Here is a 17,962-nt window from a genome sequence, read left to right on the forward strand (position 1 = left end):
TTTCAATACTATATTTTAAAAATAATGCAAATTTTTTAACGTAATCAAAATTTACTGTCAACTTCTTATGTCGCATTGACAAGAATAATAGTCTATAAAAAATCAAAAACAAACACAAAATCCCTGATTAACAATGCTTAAACCTGAATCCATAATTTTCTTGATAACCAATTGTTTTTATTTTCTAACAGGAGACTGTCTATTTTAGCGAAAGCAACGAGGATTGTTTAAATATAGCAGATTCCCTTATCCTCATACTTTTGCTATACACGGACAATCGAGCTGCTGGCATCTGAGGTACCGCTTACTGCAGTTCAGAACTTACCATGGCATTCCAGCCTTTTGACAACAAGTGAATTTTTAGGTCCTCTGGTCAGGATATTACGGGGATTTTAAAGGCTAAGGGGATGGTATAACTTGCACATCTGCTAGCAAAGGCTTATATTTATCAAAAAAAGGAGAGTAATTATGTCGATTTTTGATTTTTTCACCGAGTGGTTTGGTTCAGGTTCATCTGACACTGATTCGGATTCAGATTGTGACATCAATCCGGCAACCGGGCTCCCAATGATGGATTCCTGCTTTGATATTGCTGGTAATGTTTTTGGAACCAATTCAGATGACGATATGTTCTTGGCTTCCTCATCCTTCGATGATCAGTTTGATTCCCTTAATTCTTACAGTTCTTTTGATGATGATTTCTAAAGATATTTCAATATGAGGAAACATGCACAATCACTGCTCTGCTACAGTCTTTCTGATAGGGTCAAATTATTCAGAGTACGATATTTCTGTTTCTGGATTTTTAATGTCTGGCTACCTATATTTATCGTGTTTTTAAATGCAGTGGGGAATTACACTGAGGTTTTATATGACAGAGGGAGTGATATTTGTTTTTGCTACTGCCACAATAATTTACTTGTGGTATGAAAGCAAAAAGTCAAAGAATAAAAAAGTACACTAAAGATTATTGATTGATGAAAGAAATTCAAAAAAGATAATAGCGAGGGGCACAATGAAAACACTTCTACTCATCTTTACAGCACTTACAATCATAGGAATTATATCCGTTCTATTTATTGCCAAACGCCAAAAACAAACTGAGCAAAATAAGGTAATTTTTAGAGTGCTTTGTGTTTGCCTTGGAGTTACATGTCTTGGTTTTGTTGTTTTATTATTTCTTCCGTTTTGATTTGTAAAAAATTAAAACACCAGTTTGCACCAATATAAAGAAAATACCGATACACACTGCTTCTATCAGACCACTATTCATTTCTTTTCTCCCCGTGGGTCGCTGATTGATTTGTTCGTTTTTTTCTTTTCAAAATTATTATGCCATAAATTGTTCCTGTTAAACAAACGATAAAAGAAAAAACTGCTAGAATCGTAATACCTATCATAAAATTAGACATTTTTTAGCACCTGTATAGCGTTTCATCCAGGCGACTGCCGCCTGCTTTAATGTATTTTCTCCCAAATGTGAATATCTCTCCGTCATAGTCAACCTTCCAAGGAGATTAATCAGATGGTTATCAAGTAAACCCTAGAGCTTAAATTCTGCAAACAGAATATAACTTCCAAGGCAATGATAATAATTTTTTCTTTACTTTCTGAAATTGAGAGAAACCTTATGTCCGAGAGATCAAAAATGGCTTTGGCCAGACCAAATGCCTAGGGTAAACGGTTGGGACGCCCACGAGGGAATCTGGGAACTTCTAATCTGGATGGCAAAGAGAATGTTATATAAGGAATTACTTTCCAAAAAAATCTCTAAATCGTTTATTTGCAAAATATTGGATTGCAGCCGTTATAGCTATTTACCGGTTTATCGGGAAGGGAACAATAGGCGAAAGGGTATTGGAGATTTTAGATCGAAAAAGCGAAATCGTAAATGGGGCAGTTGGCAATCTTTAGCAGCCCTGCGCTTGATTGCTGGTCTTCATGTTGAGTTTTCCACTGTTGCCCGTCTTTTGACGGGATTTTTTTATATTTTATAAAAGAGAACCCACCATTCCAGCCAGCGCCTGTTTCAAATCAAAAAAAGTCCTGATTTCTCCAATATTTCCTGAAAAATTAGCCCTGCTGAAAAAAGTAGGGCTTTTTTTATTTTTTTTTAACTTTTTTCAAATTTAGTTTTCTATTCTAAATATATGTATCCCAATTTTTATCCTAATTTTGTTTGTTTTATAAAATTATAAAAAACCAAGATAATAAATAAGAGGTTGAAAATGCTGGAAGAATTAGGGAAACCCATGACCGTTCAGGACGTGGCGACAGCACTTGGACTTCCAGAAAAATGGGTATATACCCATTGGGCAGATTTAGGCGGGATAAAACTTGGTCGCCATGTTCGGTTCTTTGAAAAACGAATAGTGGAGGTTATAAATGGCCTACAAAAGAATACGCAAGGGCAAGGTGCAATGGTTGGCCGAGGTAAGGGTAATGGTTCAAGGGCGTATGGTAAGGAAAACCAAAATCTGTTCCAGCAAGACCGAGGCTCTGAAATGGGAACTGGAGATCAAAGAGAACCTGCAAAAGCAAAACACCCGGATGACAAATTCGGAATTTTCAGTTGAGCAAGAACCGACTTGTGCAAAATGGGCGACTGCATATCTGGAATTCTGCCAGGACAGAGTAACTCCAAGAGTCTGGCAGGAAAAAAAAGATGCTCTTGAACGTTTTTTCAAGGGAAGCTCTCCAGACATGCTGGTCAAGGAGATAACTTCAGAACTGGCAATGAACAAACTGAAAAAACGGAGACAGGAGACAACAGGGTATCAGGCAAACAAGGATCTGGTTCACTTAAAGGCTGCCTGGAACTGGGGACAGAAATATTTGTCTGGCTGGCCGCAGGTTCCAAATCCTTTCAATTTGCCTAAGTTCCCTTATAAAAAATGGACAAAATATGTTCCACCCATAGAAGATGTTGAAAAAGTGCTGGACGTGATGAGGCCCAGAGATAAAACCATGCTGTTATTCCTTTTGCATACTGGGGCGAGAAAGAATGAGGTGTTTAACCTGAAATGGAAAGATGTTGATTTTGCCAATAATCAGGTATGGTTGACAACCAGAAAGAGAAGAGGTGGCATGGAAGAAAGGGATACTGTTCCTCTTACAAGCGAGCTTAGACAGGCCCTGTTGAACTTGAGAGCAGAAAGCGGTCAGTATGAGCATGTGTTTGTTACCAAAGAGGGTAAGCCATACAAGGATCGTAGTGCATGGCTTCCCAGGGCCTGTAAAAAGGCGGGAGTGAAAACTTTCCGTTTTCATGCAATCAGACATCTGACCGCTTCCTGGCTGGATGCCCATAATGTGCCTTTAACCACGATCCAGCGAATTTTAAGACATAGAAATCCACATACAACGGCCAGGTATTTGCATGAACTCAGAGGTGTCCAGGTAGATCTGGATGCAATTTTCAGCCGGAAAAAACCGGCAAAGATTCTGGAGTTTAAAAAAGAAAAAGCCTCTAATGAATAGAGGCTTTAAAAAAAAGTGCCAACCAGAACTGCCAACCAGGTCTTTGGCAACTGTTCGGCATATTCATAACCTATTGAAATTATTGGCCCGCCCTGCAGGATTCGAACCTGCGGCCTACGGATTCGAAGTCCGGCGCTCTATCCAGCTGAGCTAAGGGCGGAAGTATTAGCCTTCTTCACTTTCAGGACCGTGTTCTATATGGAAAATAGTAATTATAATACCTACAACTGCCAGGCCTAAAGCTAAAATAACACCCGAAAACATATTGCCCCCCTTGGTTTAAATTTTTAACTGCTCAAACCCTGTTCACAAATAACTATAAGCCGATTTTAAACCCAATGCAATAATTTTTCTCTTAGCAGACAGAACCGCAAGATTTGAACAAGCCAGGTCGCCAATGCGCTCGTAAATCAACTCCGGTAGCTGAAGTAAGAAAAAATTATAGAGAAATGACGAAACGGAAACTTGAACTATAGCCAAAACTTTCATACTTTTGAAGAGCCATGAGTTTTCCTGGCCCGGAACCGAAAGGAGTTCTAAATGAAAATTTTCAACAACAAGTTTTTGAAAGCAGTCCTGATTTTACTTACTTTCCTGGTTTCTAATTTTTTTTATTTCTTTTCTTGTTATTTTTCAGACGCGTGGGCAGGTAAGGTTTTTGATCTGGATGCAGCAATCCAGAGGGGACTCGAGTATAATCCAAGCCTTCAGGCCATTAGGGAAACTTTACTTGGAGCTGAGCAAGGTATCAAGTCCGCCAAAGGCGCGTTTGGACCAAGCTTAAGTGGAAGTTATACTTACACACAATTGGATCATGAACCCAGACAGAACGCGGTATTAAACTTAAATGTTCACCAGCCGCTGTTTACCGGATTTAATTTGTTAAGTAACTATGAGAAGTCACTTTTAGCCAGGGACCAGGCCCAATTGAACCTCAAACAGGCAAGGCTGCAGCTCAGCTTTGATATCCGAAACACTTTTTTTGACCTGTTAAAGGCCAAAGAAAATGTTAAAAGCGCACATGCCGGTTTAGAGAGGTTGCGAGCTCATCTGAAGGTCAGCCAGGCCTTTTATGATGTAGGGCTAAAAACCAAATTGGATGTGCTCCAGGCTCAGGTAGAAGTAGCTGAGGCAGAGCAAAGTTTATTGGCTGCCCAGAATGCTGTTCTTACCCAGAGGGCAAGACTCAATTCTTTGCTCAATATAAATGTAAACGAAGATGTCCGTTATAGTGGAAATCTTGAGTTTTTGCCCTTTACTCTTACTCTTGAGGAGTGCTTGGAAAAAGCCAGAAAAAATAGACCTGACTTGAAGCTTGCCGAGAAAAGTATTCTGGTCGCAACCAAAGAGAGTAAGATTGTAGCCAGTGGCTTTTACCCTCAGATTGGAGCGGACTTAGATTATTATCGTTATGGGGATGACTTTACGGTTTCTGGCAGTAAATATCAGCGTACAAGCGAATGGAAGGCCGGCGTCAACTTACAATGGAAGTTTTTTGAATGGGGGAGAACATATCATGCCTATAAGCAGGCGAAACATACAATTTTCAAACTAGAGGCCGAATCCAGAAATTTACGAAACCAGGCCTCTTTTGAGGTCAAGGCTGCCTATTTAAAGATAAAAGAGTCTGCCAAAAGGATCATTGTGGCTAGGAAGGGCTTGGAAGAGGCCAGAGAGAGTTATCGTATGGCCAGGGTCAGGTATGAGGCACAGGTAGGGACAGGTACGGAGGTCCTGGATGCCCAGGCCGACCTGGCTAGGAGCGAGGCAAACCTGACCCTGGCCCTTGCCGATTACCTTAAGGCTATAGCCAGTATTTACCTGGCTATGGGAGAAGAAGTTGGTTACAATTAACCAGCCCTTCGCCTTACCTTTTTTTCTGCCAGGTAAGCCAGCTCGCGTAATCTTTTATCTACGGCCCAGTATATGGAGCCTTTGGTAAATCCACCTTTTTTCAAACGCCGGCCAGCCTTGACCCCGGTCAGAATCTCCATAGCCTGCTCTATATTTTCTACTGCATAAATATGGAATTTCTTTTCCTTTACCGCAAGGATTACTTCCTCTTTGAGCATCAAATGAGTAATGTTATCTTTGGGAATGATAACTCCCTGCTCTCCGGTGAGCCCGCGGCGTTTACATACTTCAAAGAACCCTTCCACCTTCCTGGTCACTTCTCCTACGGCCATGATTGCCCCGGATTGGCTCATAGCCCCGGTAAAGGCCAGAGAAAGGTTGATGGGTATGTCTGCCAGAGCTGATAAGAGAGCTGCCAGTTCAGCCCCTGAGGCGGAATCGCCATCTATCTGGGCATAGCTTTGTTCGATACACAAACTGCCAGCCAGGACCAGAGGTTTGTCCTGAGCAAACAGGTTTTGCAAGTAGCTTTTTAAGATCATCATCCCTTTGGTGTGTATGGGACCTCCCAACTCCGCTTCCCGCTCCAAATCTATAATACCTCCATGCCCGACTCCAACTGTACAGGAAATCTGGTGAGGCAGGGCAAGGACAAAGTCGCCAATAGAAGTCACAGACAGTCCATTGGCCCGCCCGACAGCAGACCCTTTTGTCTGTACTTTGATCAACTCGCGGTCATAATCAGAAAGAAACTCTTCTTCATAAAGATTTAACCTGTGCTCCCTGGCTTTTAAGGCCTTGCGTACCATCTTGGCATTTACCTTTTTCTTGTTTTTAAGAGCTGCGTAGGCATCTGCTTCAATCATTACCTCCCGCATTTCGGAAAAATGTAGCGACAACCTTTGCTGATCCTGGGCCAGACGCGAGGAATAATCTACCAAGACAGCAAGCCCATCTCGCGTAAAAGGCTTTAGCTGATTTTCACGGGCCATGCGTGTCAGTATTTGTACATATTTCTGGATATTTTCATCATTCCTGACTACATTGTCTTGCAGGTGGGCTTTGATTTTAAATAATTTTCGAAAGCGTTCATCATTTTCTAATAGAAGATCATACAGTTCGTCCGAGCCAATGATGATCACTTTTACTTTTAAGGGGATAGCCTCCGGTTCGATGGTCTTGGTTCGGATTAGATCGTAGTGTTCAGCCGGTTCATCCACACTGGACTTTCCTGCCCGTAAACAGCGAAGCAGTCCTTCCCATGTCGATGGATGTGACAGAATATCTTCTGCCCGAACGATTAAATAACCGCCATTGGCCCGGTGGATACTCCCGGCCTTGAGCAGGGTGAAGTCAGTATAATATGTGCCTAGTTCTGTTTCTCTTTCTATACAACCTAGTAGATTAAAATAAGAGGGGTTGTCTTCAATAATAATGGGGGCACCTTTCTGACTTGAATTATCTACAAATAAATTGACCTCATAGCGATGAAAAAAATCTTCTCCGCCGCCTAAAATTTCCTGGGCGTGTTCTTGAGACTGCGTCTTGGGTCGGAACTGGTCCAGATTGTCCAGGATGTCTTTTTTTAGAGAGTCAAAATATTTTTTAAGCCTTGGAATACCAGCGTATTTTTTTTTGATTTTTTTTAAAACAAGATCAATCTTTTCTCCTGCAATTTCCTGGTCCAGCTTTTTCTCACTTTCGCGCAGGTCCTGTTCTTCTTTGGTGATCTGCCTAGAGAGCGCAAGGAGTGCCTCCATAATTTTATTACTTTGGGTTTTTAGTTTTTTCTTAACGTCCGGGTCGAGGCGTTCGAATTCATCTGGGGTTAAAACTTTACCTTCCATAAGCGGATAAAGGGTCAGGGCACCATCTTCCATATTTAAACTGAAGCCACTCAAGTTGGCATGCTCTTCCATGCGGTCTAGCAAGTTATCCCGGGCGGCATTAAACTCCTTGATCAGGCGATCATGACGCTGTACATAGTTGTCCTGTTCAAAGGCAACTGGTATGGCCTGGCGAATTTTTTTGATCGCCTTTGCTAGATCACGTTTGAGTTCCTTGCCCTGGCCGGGCGGAAGACTTATGGCCAGGGGCCTGTCCGGATCATCAAAGTTATACACGTAAATCCAGTCAACAGGGGTTTCTCCTTGCAAAGCTCTGGGTTTTAAAAAGCTGGATACAAAGTAAGTCCGCCCCAGTCCTGGTTCACCTGAGAGATAAACATTGTAACCTTTTTTTTGAATATATAGTGCAAGCTCTAAGGCTTCCAATGCCCTTTGCTGATAGACAACGCTTGATGCGTAAGATGGTTTTGTGCTCTCTGCAAAGCTAATTTTCTTAGGGTTTAACTTCACCCGTAAGGATGTGGGCCCTAATGCGTTCTTATTGACCATTTTTCTCCTCAAATTTTAGGAACCTTAGTTCGTGAGTCCAAGATTTTTTCTCGTAGACTTGGCTCTTGCACTCGAAGACTTAGTTCTTTAAGCATATCTTTTTTTAGACGCAAGTCCGCATTTTTTAAGCTAATCAATTGATGAAGAGGCCAAGTATAAACTTTAAAAAAATCCGGGAAAACCCAAAACACTCATTGACTTGGATAAAATTTCTGTGTTAAGCGCTGAAAACATTGTGAATGAATGAACGAACTAACTTTAGCTCGAAGGAGCTTTTCTAAATGTTCTTTAAATTGAAAGACAAGGCCTTGTGGCAGACTTTAAGCAAGGCAAGTCTGATCGGAATTCACTTGGTAACCTGCACTTTTGTGGGGTTGCTCATAGGTTTCTATCTGGATAAATGGTTGGGCACCAAGCCATGGTTTCTAATCGCTTTCTTGGTCTTTGGCATAGCTGCTGGATTTAAAAATATGTATCAAGAAGTAAAAAAAATCCAGGATGCGGAGAAGAAAGATGCTCGCCCGGGCAAATAGAAAAATTGAGGGCTTCTTTTACAAACGAGGGGTGGAAATTCCTGAAATACGTACACTCTTGCGCAATCAAATTTATCTGACATGGACGGGTATTGTAATTGCCCTTATATTTGGCCTGACCAGCTGGGCTTTTGAGTTTATCGTTGGTGCCCTGCTGGGAGGGCTCAACTTCTACGCCCTGGCAAAGATTATTCAGCAATTGATCTTTGTTAGGCGTGGGGCCGTTGTCGCTCTGTTGGTCAGTTTTTATTTCCGCCTTTTGTTTACTGGTGTTCTATTGTATGCAGTCATTGTCTTTTTTAAAGCGAATATTGTAGCCCTGCTTTCTGGGCTAAGTGTAGTAATAGTCAATATTTTAATCTTTGGCGCAACTTTAGTTGGTCAAAAATTTAAGGAGGCATAATCAATGGCAGGTGGATTACATCCGGTATTTTTGTTGGAAGAGGCGGTAAAATTCCTGGGGTTGGTCGATGCCCACGGTAATAGTCTTATCCCGAACAATGTACTTTATTCATGGGCAATAATGGCCGTTCTTATCTTTTTTGGCTGGATGGCAACCAAGAAGATTTCTCTGGTCCCTAAAGGAGTGCAAAACTTTTTTGAGTTTCTTATAGGATCGTTAGAAGATTTTGTTGTCACTAACATGGGGGAAGAGGGACGAAAGGTTTTCCCTGTCTTGTGTACACTCTTTATATATATCTTTTGCTGTAATGTCGGCGGATTGATTCCTGGTGGTGATGCACCTACAGCCAACATCAATACTAATGCCGCAATGGCTGTGTTTGTCTTCTTGTACTATAATTATTGGGGTTTCAAGCTACACGGAATAAAATATATCAAGCACTTTATGGGTCCATACTGGTGGTTGGCCCCAATCATGTTCCCCATTGAAATTGTAAGCCATTTAGCCCGTCCACTGTCTCTTACATTGCGGCTTTTTGGAAACATCATGGGTGAAGATATAGTTCTGGCCCTGCTTTTTATCCTGGCTCCAATTGTCTCAACCTTGCCAATGTATTTCTTGTTCATGTTAGCTGATTTTATTCAGGCTTTCGTATTCTTCATGCTATCTATGCTCTATCTCAAGGGAGCTTTTGAAGAAGCACATTAATAGTGTGAGTAAATAGTGCTCGGAACAGTGTGAGATCGCAGACACTGTAGACAGATATCCAAAATTGGGGGAAATGGTCTTTTGACCGAAAAACTATATAATAGGAGGATTTTGTATCATGCGTAAGGCTCTTTTAACTATCCTAAACACTATTGCTTTCATCGCATTGGCCAGTGTAGCATTCGCAGGCGAAGCTGCTCCTGAGGTAATCTCTATGACCTCTATTGCTACAGCTTTGGGCATGGCTTTGGCTGCTGCTGGTTGTGGTATTGGCCAGGGTCTGGGTCTGAAGGCAGCTTGTGAAGGTACAGCCCGCAATCCTGAAGCCAGTGGTAAAATTACTGTTACCATGCTTATAGGTCTGGCCATGATTGAGTCTCTGGCTATTTATGCCTTGGTTGTTAACCTGATTCTTCTCTTTGCTAACCCATTCCTTGGCTAATCAAGGTAAGTAAAAACGGGGGGAGGCAGGGGTCTCCCCCCGTTTTTTTCTGTAAAAAAAGGTTTAAATTTCATTCACTATGCAGATAAAAAAAGAAAAAATACCTCGGGCGACCATTACAAGGCTTGCTCTTTATGTCCAAGAACTTGAAGTGCTGGAGCAGCAGGGTGAAAAGGTCGTCTCATCTGAGAAACTGGCTAGATCATGCGGGGTAAATCCATCACAAATCCGTAAAGATTTGGCCTATTTTGGAGAATTTGGAGTCCGGGGTGTTGGCTACTATGTTCATGAACTCAAAGAAGCCATCAAACAGAGTTTAGGTCTGGACCGGATTTGGAATGTAGCCCTGGTAGGGGTAGGAAATCTCGGGAGAGCCCTTTTACGCCATAATGTTTTACGTAAAAGAGGGTTTGTCATTGTTGGAGCCTTTGATTGCGACCCTTTTAAAATTGGCGAAGAAGTGGCTGGCTTGGAAGTAATCTGTTCCAGCAAACTTCCAGAAAAGGTTAAAGAATTAAATATAGAAATCGGCATCATTACCACTCCTCAGGAACGGGCCCAAAGAGCAGCCAATTATCTTATCGAAGCTGGTGTCAAAGGTATAGTAAATTTTGCCCCTGCGAGGATAAGTGCTCCTGAAAATGTCGCGGTTGAATATGTAGACTTTATCCACCATCTTTTTTCTGTTGCCTTCCAAATTTCTCTCAATCAAAGCAAGGGAAAACTCAAATAAATACACTTTGCCTTCAAAAAGTTTTTTATTTTAGAGAATTATCCCAAATTTTTTTCCTTTTTTTTTCTCTTGTCAAAATTAAGCCTCTGGGCTATAAATGTCGGTCTTTTGAGATTTAAGGAGGTAAATATGAAAAAGGATATTCATCCCAAAGTCTATGACACTTTAGTTAAATGCTCTTGCGGTTACCAGTTTGAGTCCAAGTCCAGTGCCGGTAAAGAAATACATGTTGAAATCTGCTCCAATTGTCATCCGTTTTTTACTGGCCAACAGAGATTTGTAGACTCTGCCGGGCGTATTGATCGCTTCAAAAAGAAGTACGCAAAATTTGCCCAAGAAAAAGAGTCTGAATAATATTTTTTATGTCCAAATTATCCATAGGCGGGCAGGCAGTCATGGAGGGCGTGATGATGCGCTCTCAAGACAGACTGTCTATTGCTGTGCGTGAGCCAAGTGGAAAGATTTGTGTTGAGTGTAGACCGTGGCTTGGTTTCAGTCGTTTTAAATGGCAAAAAAAACCATTTTTACGTGGATTTTTTGTTCTTTTAGAGACGTTGGTCAATGGAATAAAGGCCTTAAACTTCTCAGCGCAAAAAGCATATGAGGAAGAAGGCGCAGAGATAAAGCCCTGGGCACTATTTTTGACCGTCTGCTTGTCAGTTGTTCTGGCTCTGGGTATTTTTGTTGTTCTGCCTCACCTGCTCTCCCTTGGAATGAAGGCCTTGCACTTGGGTGGTGATGTTAATAGCCTCTCTTTTCACCTATGGGATGGTCTTTTTAAATTTGTTCTTTTTTTAGCGTACATCATTCTGATATCTTTTTTGCCCGATATTAAACGTGTGTTTCAATATCATGGGGCAGAGCACAAAGTGATTCATGCGTATGAACAGGGAGCAAAATTAATACCTGCTGAGATAAAACATTTTAGCCGCCTTCACCCTAGATGCGGGACAGCTTTTCTGCTTTTTGTCCTTTCAATAAGCATTATAATCTTTACTTTTATTGTGCCTTTATTTTTAAATTTTTATACTCCGGACTCCACTGTATTTAAACACATTTTAATTTTGTTTCTAAAATTTCTACTCATGATACCTATTAGCGGTATAGCCTATGAAATTATCAAAATTGCCGGTAAAAAAAATCATGAGACGTGGTGTAAACTATTTTGTCTGCCCGGGCTATTTTTGCAACTTCTGACAACAAAAGAGCCTAGCGAGGATCAATTAGAAGTAGCCATAGCGGCTCTTCGTGCTGCTTTAGGTAAGGATGACTTATGCTCGCAAAATTAGAAAGTATCGAACAAAAATTTATCGAACTGGAGCAACAGCTTAGCTCGCCAGACATTTTTAATGATCATGAAAAGTATAAAAAAATTTCAAAAGCTCATTCTGAGTTGACCGAAATAGTCACAACATTTCGTCAATACAAAAAGGTTGTGTCTGAAATAGAGGAGAATAAAGAGCTATTAAAAGATAACGATCCTGAAATCAGAGACCTGGCAGTAGCCGAGCTCGAAGGTCTTAAAGAAAAGAAGAGAGAGCTGGAAGAACGTTTAAAAATTTTACTTATTCCCAAAGACCCTCTGGATGAAAAAAATATTATATTGGAAATTAGGGCTGGTACAGGAGGCGAAGAAGCTGCCTTGTTTGTGGCGGACCTTTTCCGCATGTACAGTAGATACGCTGAAACCAAAGGATGGAAAGTAGAAATAATGGATGCCAATGAAACCGGGACAGGTGGTTTCAAGGAGATAATCGCTTCCATATCTGGTCAGCAAGTTTATAGCCGCCTGAAATATGAATCTGGCGTGCATCGGGTGCAGCGTGTTCCGGTTACTGAGTCACAGGGTCGTATTCATACCTCAGCTGTAACCGTGGCAATACTGCCTGAGGCTGAGGAAGTAGATGTAAAAATTGAACCTTCTGATCTGCGCATAGATGTGTTCAGAGCTTCTGGGCCAGGAGGGCAGAGTGTAAACACAACGGATTCAGCTGTCCGCATTACACATATTCCTACAGGAATTGTAGTCTCATGTCAGGATGAGAAATCCCAGCATAAAAATAAGGCCAAAGCCATGAAGGTCCTCCGCTCTAGACTTTTGAAAATAATGGAAGAAGAGCAAAAGAGGGAATTGGATGCCAGTCGCAAGGCTCAGGTAGGGACTGGTGATAGATCAGAAAGGATACGTACTTACAACTTTCCCCAGGGGAGGGTTACGGATCACCGTATCAACCTGACTCTTTATAACCTTGATGCCATTTTAGAGGGTAAACTGGATGATATTATCGACCCTCTAATTCAACATTTTCAGGCTGAAGCCATCAAAGAAGGTGTGACCATTTAACCTGTGCGTTCCATATCCGAAGTTCTGGCCCAGGCTCAGTCTTACTTAAGTATCAAAGACGTTGATTCCCCTAGGCTGTCAGCCCAACTCCTGTTGGCCCATGTTTTAGGGTGCAGTCGCACTGACCTTTATACCCGCCCTGACCGCCTCTTAACTCCAGACGAGTACAGACTTTTTTTTAAGTTAATAGATCGCCGGGCCCAAGGTGAGCCTGTGGCTTATATCTTGGGTCAAAAAGAATTTTATAGCCTTAATTTCAAAGTAAATTCCCACGTACTTATCCCAAGACCAGAAACTGAAACTATTATTGACCTGGTCTGCGATTTTTTTCCCAAAGAGAAGAAAATAATTTTTGCAGATTTGGGCACCGGGAGCGGATGCCTGGCTGTTACCATAGCCTATCTATATCCTTTAAGCTTTGGACTGGCTATTGATATTAGTACTCAGGCATTGAAGATCGCAATGTTAAATGCCTCCCAACATAAAGTTCAAAACAGGTTAGCATTTATTTGCGCGGATCTTGGAACTACCCTCAAGCCGTGTTCTCTAGATCTTATTGTCACCAACCCTCCCTATATTTCTGAACAAGAATTTTCCAATTTAAGTCACGAAGTAGCAAAATTCGAACCGCAACAAGCACTGCTGAGTGGTCCCGCAGGTGTTGAATTTTATGCAGACATTGAAAGGCAGTCCAGGGAGTGCTTGAAGTCAACGGGTTTTCTTATTGCTGAAATGGGTTATAGACAGAGTAAAGAAGTCCGTAAGATCTTTTCATCATGGTCAGATGTCCGGATTGTAAAGGACCTGGCTGGGCATGACCGGGTATTGGTAGCCCGGGTTTAAGTTTTTGCGATAACAACGAAGGTTAAATGGCAAAGAACTTAAAAGGTCAAAAGGAAAAGAAACCAACATGTTGCTCAATAGAACCAGCAATTGTTGTTTAAAAACAACAATAGGTGAAAAAACAACAAGATTAACGACCTGTGTTTGACAAAAATTTAAGAAAATCAATAAGTTGCCTCTGGCATTATTGTTGCTATTGAAAAAGCGGAGGCTGATAATGAGACAAAAGACAATCAAAAGAGATATATCTTGTTCAGGGATTGGGCTGCATAGTGGGAAAAAGGTCACTCTGACTTTGAGACCAGCTCCCGAAGACACAGGCATTATTTTTGTGCACAAGGGTGAGCAAGGGAAAACGATTATTTCTTTGTCACCGGACAAAGTTATTTCAACTGGCCTGGCCACGACCATAGGGCATAATGGTGCGCCTATCGCCACGGTGGAACATCTTTTAGGGGCCGTATATGGGCTTGGCCTGGATAATTTATATGTTGAGGTTAGCGGAGAAGAGTTGCCTATCATGGATGGGAGCGCGACAACTTTTGTCTTCTTGCTCCGCTCAGCCGGAATTAGAAAGCAGGGTAAGCCCAAAAAAGTTCTTGCTTTTACTCGGCCGGTCAACTTTAAAGATGGCGATAAGTGGATCAAAGTCCAGCCATACCAAGGTTTTAAAGTCAAATACACCATAGATTTTGATCACCCCATGATTGGGCGACAGGTGTTCGAGTTTAAACACAGCCCTGAGAATTTTATAAGAGTGCTAGCCAAAGCCAGGACCTTTGGCTTTCTTAAAGATGTTGAGAAATTACAGCAGTTGGGGTTGGCCCTAGGTGGTTCTCTGGACAATGCAGTGGTCCTGGACGACTATGGCGTTATCAACCCTGAGGGTTTACGGTTTGAGGATGAGCTGGTTCGCCACAAGGTACTCGATTTCATTGGTGACATGGCTGTTATGGGGCTGCCTTTATGGGGAGATTTTGAAGTGCATTGTTCGGGACATGCTTTCAACAATGCTTTTCTTCGTTTTGTGCACAAACACCAGGATGACTTTCTCAAGTTGATCGAGCTTGAAACGCAAGAACAGTCCAAACAGTCCGAGCAAATTCTTATACCTCAGCCTGAACCAGCCCTTGCTTAGTTGGAAGATAAAAGATTAAAGACAATCTGAGATTTGAAATTAAAAATTTTGAGAGCTCACAGTTGGCACCTTCGGGTGCCTTTTTTTTTGCCAGTTAAAAATTTGTCTTCAAAAGAAAAAAAGTATATTTTTGTTTGAGATAATGATTTAAGGCTCAATTGGCTTTATATCATAGAGTGCACTCCGTTCTCGAACTGTAAATTTCAAACTTTTATTGTTGAGAGGTAATTATGCGAAGTCATAAAATGACCAAAGGATTGGAAAAGGCCCCGCATCGGAGCTTACTTCATGCCCTGGGCTTGACCAGAGAGGAAATGAATCGCCCCCTGATCGGTATTGTTAATTCAGCAAACGAGATCGTCCCCGGTCATTTACATTTGGACCAGATAGCCAGGGCGGTTAAGGCTGGAGTCCGTATGGCCGGTGGTACACCCATTGAATTTCCAACCATTGGTGTTTGTGACGGCCTGGCCATGAACCATGAAGGCATGCGTTTTAGTTTGCCCAGCCGGGAACTAATTGCTGATTCCATAGAGATTATGGCTACTGCCCATCCATTTGATGCCTTAGTCCTGATCCCCAATTGTGACAAGGTGGTGCCGGGAATGCTTATGGCCATGCTGAGGCTGGACATCCCCGCTGTTCTCATCAGTGGAGGGCCTATGCTTGCGGGAGAATTTCAAGGTCAACCAGTCGACCTGATTTCTGTTTTTGAAGGCGTGGGTAAGGTCAAGAGTGGCCAAATGGACGAAGATACCCTGGCAGAATTGGAATTAAAGGCATGTCCAGGCTGTGGTTCCTGTTCTGGGATGTTTACGGCCAACTCTATGAACTGTCTTGCTGAGGCCATTGGCTTGGCTTTGCCAGGAAATGGAACCATTCCGGCAGTTTCTAGTAACCGTATTCACCTGGCCAAGCAGGCAGGCATGCAGATTATAAAACTTTTGGACAAAAATATTACCCCCCGCAAGATTGTAACTAAAGAAAGCATAGCCAATGCTGTTAGGGTGGACATGGCCCTGGGCTGTTCAACCAATACAGTCCTTCATTTGCCAGCCATATTTGCCGAAGCAGGTTTGAATGTGGACCTCGATATCTTCGATAGGTTGAGTAAGACAACACCAAATTTGTGCCGTTTATCACCTGCTGGGCAGGATCACCTGGAAGACCTTAACCGGGCTGGAGGAATTTTAGCGGTCATTTCAGAACTCTCCAAAAAGGATTTAGTGAACCTGGATGTATTAACCGTGACTGGTCAGACGTTAGGCGAAAATCTTAACCGGCTGAAACCAAAAGTACTTGACTATAGTGTCATCCGCCCGATTGATGAGCCCTACAGCGCGGAAGGGGGCATTGCCATTTTAAAGGGCAGTCTGGCTCCCCAGGGTGCAGTGGTCAAACAATCAGCAGTGGCCACTGAAATGATGGAGCGTACAGGCTCAGCCAGGGTTTTTGAGGCTGAAGAAGAGGCCGTGGCTGCTATCCTGGACGGTAAGATTAGCAAAGGGGATATTGTGATCATTCGCAATGAAGGCCCAAAAGGCGGGCCGGGAATGAGGGAAATGCTTACCCCTACCTCGGCTATTGCCGGCATGGGGTTGGATAAAGATGTAGCTTTGATCACCGATGGTCGTTTTAGCGGCGGAACAAGGGGGGCTGCCATAGGCCATGTCTCGCCGGAAGCTGCTGAAGGTGGTCCTATTGCCGTGGTTGAAGACGGGGACAAAATTCGCATTGATATCCCTAATAGAATTCTGGATATTCTGATCAGTGAGGATGAACTGGAGTCCAGGTTGAAAAAAATAACAAAAAAAGAAAAGCCAATCCGTTCACGCTTTTTGCGTCGTTATAGTAAGCTGGCCAGTTCAGCCTCTTCAGGCGCAATGTTCAAGGACTAACATGCCTTGGTCAGATGAGATTGCCGAAAAATATGATTCCTGGGCCGAGACTAGATCAGGCCAGTTTGCCCTGGAGCAAGAAAAGAGGCTTATTCAACGACTGGTTTCTACCTGGCCCAGACGGAGACAAAAGTTATTGGAGCTTGGCTGCGGAACGGGTATTTTTTTGGAATTTTTCTGGGAAGCTGGTTTTGATGTCTCCGGAATTGACAGTTCCAGGGGAATGCTGGCCAGGGCAAGAAAAAGACTGGGGCACAGGGTAGAATTACATCTGGGGCGGGCGGAAGACCTCCCTTTTGAAGACAATGAATTTGACTTTGTGGCCATCATCACTGTCCTGGAGTTTTGTGAGCACCCTGAAACAGTGATTAAAGAAGCAGCCAGGGTAGCCCGCAAAGGAATGGTCATTGGCTTTTTAAATAAGCACTCCCTCTATTATTTGACTCATGGTTTAAACTATCCTGGAGCGCGGAAAAGCTTACTCAGACAGGCCCGCTGGTATTCTTGGCTGGAGATGCGTAAAATTATTTATAAAACCCTGGGCCCCCAGAAAACTTGTTCACGTTCGGTTTTGCCCGGCTCTCCCTTGTTTTGGCGTGACTGCGCCGGACTTAAATATTTACATAAAATCTTATGGCCACCTTTTGTCGGTTCATTTATTGGTATGCGTATAGACCTGATTAAAACGGCCACCATTCAGACCCCGCTGATGATTTTCGGATCCGAACCTGCTAATTAAATAAGGCTGGCTAATTTTTCTTTTGACCTTTTAGCCTTTTTACCTCTTATAAGTCTGTGACCAAACCTTTCTCAGAGGATAAATTTTTATAACTCAACTTTCTGACATGATTAACATCCTCAAATTACTACACAATTGAAGAGTGCACTTTTTGAAATGCATTACAAACGGGTTGGGTAACACATATTGGCGAAGATTGCGGAAGTGCTGTGCATAGGGAGGTTGTTCCATCGAACTTTCGAAACCCATCAAAATAATAGAAAAGGCATTAAATAATATTCTATTGACTAACCCCATTATGCACAGCCCGCAAGCAAGCCTTAGATGTGTCCAAGTCTTTGTTAGCATTGAAGAAAATGCGCTCGCAAATTAACTCAGCAACTGTGTTTTTTGTCAATAGTTAATGGTTAAAATTTATTGGTTAGTTTATTTTGTTTTCAAGAACAATTTT

At 42.3% G+C, this 17,962-nt stretch carries 17 protein-coding genes and 1 tRNA gene; 16 read left to right on the forward strand and 2 right to left on the reverse strand.

Going from position 1 to position 17,962, the window contains the following annotated elements:
* Positions 1-468 precede the first annotated feature (468 nt).
* The 3 genes from KFV02_RS04050 (at position 469) to KFV02_RS04060 (ending at position 3,480) form a co-directional block, all read left to right on the forward strand.
* On the forward strand, positions 469-705 hold the full coding sequence (locus KFV02_RS04050) for a hypothetical protein (RefSeq protein WP_252380255.1): 237 nt from the start codon (positions 469-471) through the stop codon (positions 703-705).
* 1,031 nt (positions 706-1,736) lie between these two features.
* Entirely contained in the window at positions 1,737-1,997 is a 261-nt protein-coding gene (locus tag KFV02_RS04055; RefSeq protein WP_252380256.1) for a hypothetical protein, read from the forward strand.
* A 388-nt stretch (positions 1,998-2,385) separates the two neighbouring features.
* A complete protein-coding gene (locus KFV02_RS04060; protein ID WP_252380257.1) occupies positions 2,386-3,480 on the forward strand; it encodes a tyrosine-type recombinase/integrase in 1,095 nt (364 codons plus the stop codon).
* Between the two features lie 83 nt (positions 3,481-3,563).
* Here the strand turns inward: KFV02_RS04060 and KFV02_RS04065 are convergent.
* A tRNA-Arg gene (locus tag KFV02_RS04065) sits at positions 3,564-3,640 on the reverse strand.
* Between the two features lie 380 nt (positions 3,641-4,020).
* On the opposite strand from KFV02_RS04065, the gene KFV02_RS04070 reads away from it, so the two are divergent.
* Positions 4,021-5,334 carry a TolC family protein gene (locus tag KFV02_RS04070; protein WP_252380258.1) on the forward strand — a complete coding sequence of 438 codons (1,314 nt, stop codon included), beginning with the start codon at positions 4,021-4,023 and terminating at the stop codon, positions 5,332-5,334.
* Here the strand turns inward: KFV02_RS04070 and KFV02_RS04075 are convergent.
* Positions 5,331-7,730 (reverse strand): Lon protease family protein, encoded by a 2,400-nt coding sequence (locus tag KFV02_RS04075; RefSeq protein ID WP_252380259.1) that lies wholly within the window; start codon positions 7,728-7,730, stop codon positions 5,331-5,333. The two genes, KFV02_RS04070 and KFV02_RS04075, sit on opposite strands and share 4 nt — an antisense overlap.
* 281 nt (positions 7,731-8,011) lie before the next feature.
* On the opposite strand from KFV02_RS04075, the gene KFV02_RS04080 reads away from it, so the two are divergent.
* The 12 genes from KFV02_RS04080 (at position 8,012) to KFV02_RS04135 (ending at position 17,511) form a co-directional block, all read left to right on the forward strand.
* The gene (locus KFV02_RS04080) at positions 8,012-8,263 is read left to right on the forward strand and encodes an AtpZ/AtpI family protein (RefSeq protein WP_252380260.1); all 252 of its coding nucleotides are present in this window, start codon (positions 8,012-8,014) and stop codon (positions 8,261-8,263) included.
* Positions 8,244-8,666: an ATP synthase subunit I gene (locus KFV02_RS04085; RefSeq protein WP_252380261.1), complete on the forward strand. Its 423-nt coding sequence runs from the start codon at positions 8,244-8,246 to the stop codon at positions 8,664-8,666. Before KFV02_RS04080 ends, KFV02_RS04085 begins: the two co-directional genes overlap by 20 nt.
* A gap of 3 nt (positions 8,667-8,669) precedes the next feature.
* Positions 8,670-9,374 carry a F0F1 ATP synthase subunit A gene (gene atpB / locus KFV02_RS04090; RefSeq protein WP_252380262.1) on the forward strand — a complete coding sequence of 235 codons (705 nt, stop codon included), beginning with the start codon at positions 8,670-8,672 and terminating at the stop codon, positions 9,372-9,374.
* A 118-nt stretch (positions 9,375-9,492) separates the two neighbouring features.
* Positions 9,493-9,816: an ATP synthase F0 subunit C gene (gene atpE / locus KFV02_RS04095; RefSeq protein ID WP_252380263.1), complete on the forward strand. Its 324-nt coding sequence runs from the start codon at positions 9,493-9,495 to the stop codon at positions 9,814-9,816.
* Between the two features lie 79 nt (positions 9,817-9,895).
* Positions 9,896-10,549: a redox-sensing transcriptional repressor Rex gene (locus KFV02_RS04100; protein WP_252380264.1), complete on the forward strand. Its 654-nt coding sequence runs from the start codon at positions 9,896-9,898 to the stop codon at positions 10,547-10,549.
* A 129-nt stretch (positions 10,550-10,678) separates the two neighbouring features.
* A complete protein-coding gene (gene rpmE, locus KFV02_RS04105; protein WP_252380265.1) occupies positions 10,679-10,903 on the forward strand; it encodes a 50S ribosomal protein L31 in 225 nt (74 codons plus the stop codon).
* 53 nt (positions 10,904-10,956) lie between these two features.
* Positions 10,957-11,838: a DUF1385 domain-containing protein gene (locus KFV02_RS04110; RefSeq protein ID WP_252380266.1), complete on the forward strand. Its 882-nt coding sequence runs from the start codon at positions 10,957-10,959 to the stop codon at positions 11,836-11,838.
* Positions 11,823-12,893, forward strand: a complete 1,071-nt coding sequence (prfA, locus tag KFV02_RS04115) for a peptide chain release factor 1 (protein WP_252380267.1) — start codon at positions 11,823-11,825, stop codon at positions 12,891-12,893. The genes KFV02_RS04110 and prfA overlap by 16 nt, the downstream gene beginning before the upstream one ends.
* Before the next feature lie 3 nt (positions 12,894-12,896).
* Positions 12,897-13,736, forward strand: coding sequence for a peptide chain release factor N(5)-glutamine methyltransferase (gene prmC / locus KFV02_RS04120; RefSeq protein WP_252380268.1), 840 nt, complete (start codon positions 12,897-12,899; stop codon positions 13,734-13,736).
* 217 nt (positions 13,737-13,953) lie between these two features.
* A complete protein-coding gene (gene lpxC, locus KFV02_RS04125) occupies positions 13,954-14,874 on the forward strand; it encodes a UDP-3-O-acyl-N-acetylglucosamine deacetylase (protein ID WP_252380269.1) in 921 nt (306 codons plus the stop codon).
* A 230-nt stretch (positions 14,875-15,104) separates the two neighbouring features.
* Positions 15,105-16,772, forward strand: a complete 1,668-nt coding sequence (ilvD, locus tag KFV02_RS04130; protein WP_252380270.1) for a dihydroxy-acid dehydratase — start codon at positions 15,105-15,107, stop codon at positions 16,770-16,772.
* Position 16,773: 1 nt separating this feature from the next.
* Positions 16,774-17,511, forward strand: a complete 738-nt coding sequence (locus tag KFV02_RS04135) for a class I SAM-dependent methyltransferase (RefSeq protein WP_252380271.1) — start codon at positions 16,774-16,776, stop codon at positions 17,509-17,511.
* Positions 17,512-17,962 lie beyond the last annotated feature (451 nt).

The sequence above is a fragment of the Desulfovulcanus ferrireducens genome, assembly GCF_018704065.1.
Classification (GTDB): domain Bacteria; phylum Desulfobacterota; class Desulfovibrionia; order Desulfovibrionales; family Desulfonatronovibrionaceae; genus Desulfovulcanus; species Desulfovulcanus ferrireducens.

Excerpts from the sequence above, each read along its gene's own strand:
- lpxC (WP_252380269.1), top strand. The coding sequence starts at position 13,954 with ATGAGACAAAAGACAATCAAAAGAGATATATCTTGTTCAGGGATTGGG.
- KFV02_RS04135 (WP_252380271.1), top strand. The coding sequence starts at position 16,774 with ATGCCTTGGTCAGATGAGATTGCCGAAAAATATGATTCCTGGGCCGAG.
- KFV02_RS04075 (WP_252380259.1), bottom strand. The coding sequence starts at position 7,730 with ATGGTCAATAAGAACGCATTAGGGCCCACATCCTTACGGGTGAAGTTA.
- KFV02_RS04060 (WP_252380257.1), top strand. The coding sequence starts at position 2,386 with ATGGCCTACAAAAGAATACGCAAGGGCAAGGTGCAATGGTTGGCCGAG.
- KFV02_RS04085 (WP_252380261.1), top strand. The coding sequence starts at position 8,244 with ATGCTCGCCCGGGCAAATAGAAAAATTGAGGGCTTCTTTTACAAACGA.
- prfA (WP_252380267.1), top strand. The coding sequence starts at position 11,823 with ATGCTCGCAAAATTAGAAAGTATCGAACAAAAATTTATCGAACTGGAG.
- KFV02_RS04055 (WP_252380256.1), top strand. The coding sequence starts at position 1,737 with ATGTTATATAAGGAATTACTTTCCAAAAAAATCTCTAAATCGTTTATT.
- atpB (WP_252380262.1), top strand. The coding sequence starts at position 8,670 with ATGGCAGGTGGATTACATCCGGTATTTTTGTTGGAAGAGGCGGTAAAA.
- KFV02_RS04110 (WP_252380266.1), top strand. The coding sequence starts at position 10,957 with ATGATGCGCTCTCAAGACAGACTGTCTATTGCTGTGCGTGAGCCAAGT.
- ilvD (WP_252380270.1), top strand. The coding sequence starts at position 15,105 with ATGCGAAGTCATAAAATGACCAAAGGATTGGAAAAGGCCCCGCATCGG.
- KFV02_RS04070 (WP_252380258.1), top strand. The coding sequence starts at position 4,021 with ATGAAAATTTTCAACAACAAGTTTTTGAAAGCAGTCCTGATTTTACTT.
- atpE (WP_252380263.1), top strand. The coding sequence starts at position 9,493 with ATGCGTAAGGCTCTTTTAACTATCCTAAACACTATTGCTTTCATCGCA.
- KFV02_RS04100 (WP_252380264.1), top strand. The coding sequence starts at position 9,896 with ATGCAGATAAAAAAAGAAAAAATACCTCGGGCGACCATTACAAGGCTT.
- KFV02_RS04080 (WP_252380260.1), top strand. The coding sequence starts at position 8,012 with ATGTTCTTTAAATTGAAAGACAAGGCCTTGTGGCAGACTTTAAGCAAG.
- rpmE (WP_252380265.1), top strand. The coding sequence starts at position 10,679 with ATGAAAAAGGATATTCATCCCAAAGTCTATGACACTTTAGTTAAATGC.
- KFV02_RS04050 (WP_252380255.1), top strand. The coding sequence starts at position 469 with ATGTCGATTTTTGATTTTTTCACCGAGTGGTTTGGTTCAGGTTCATCT.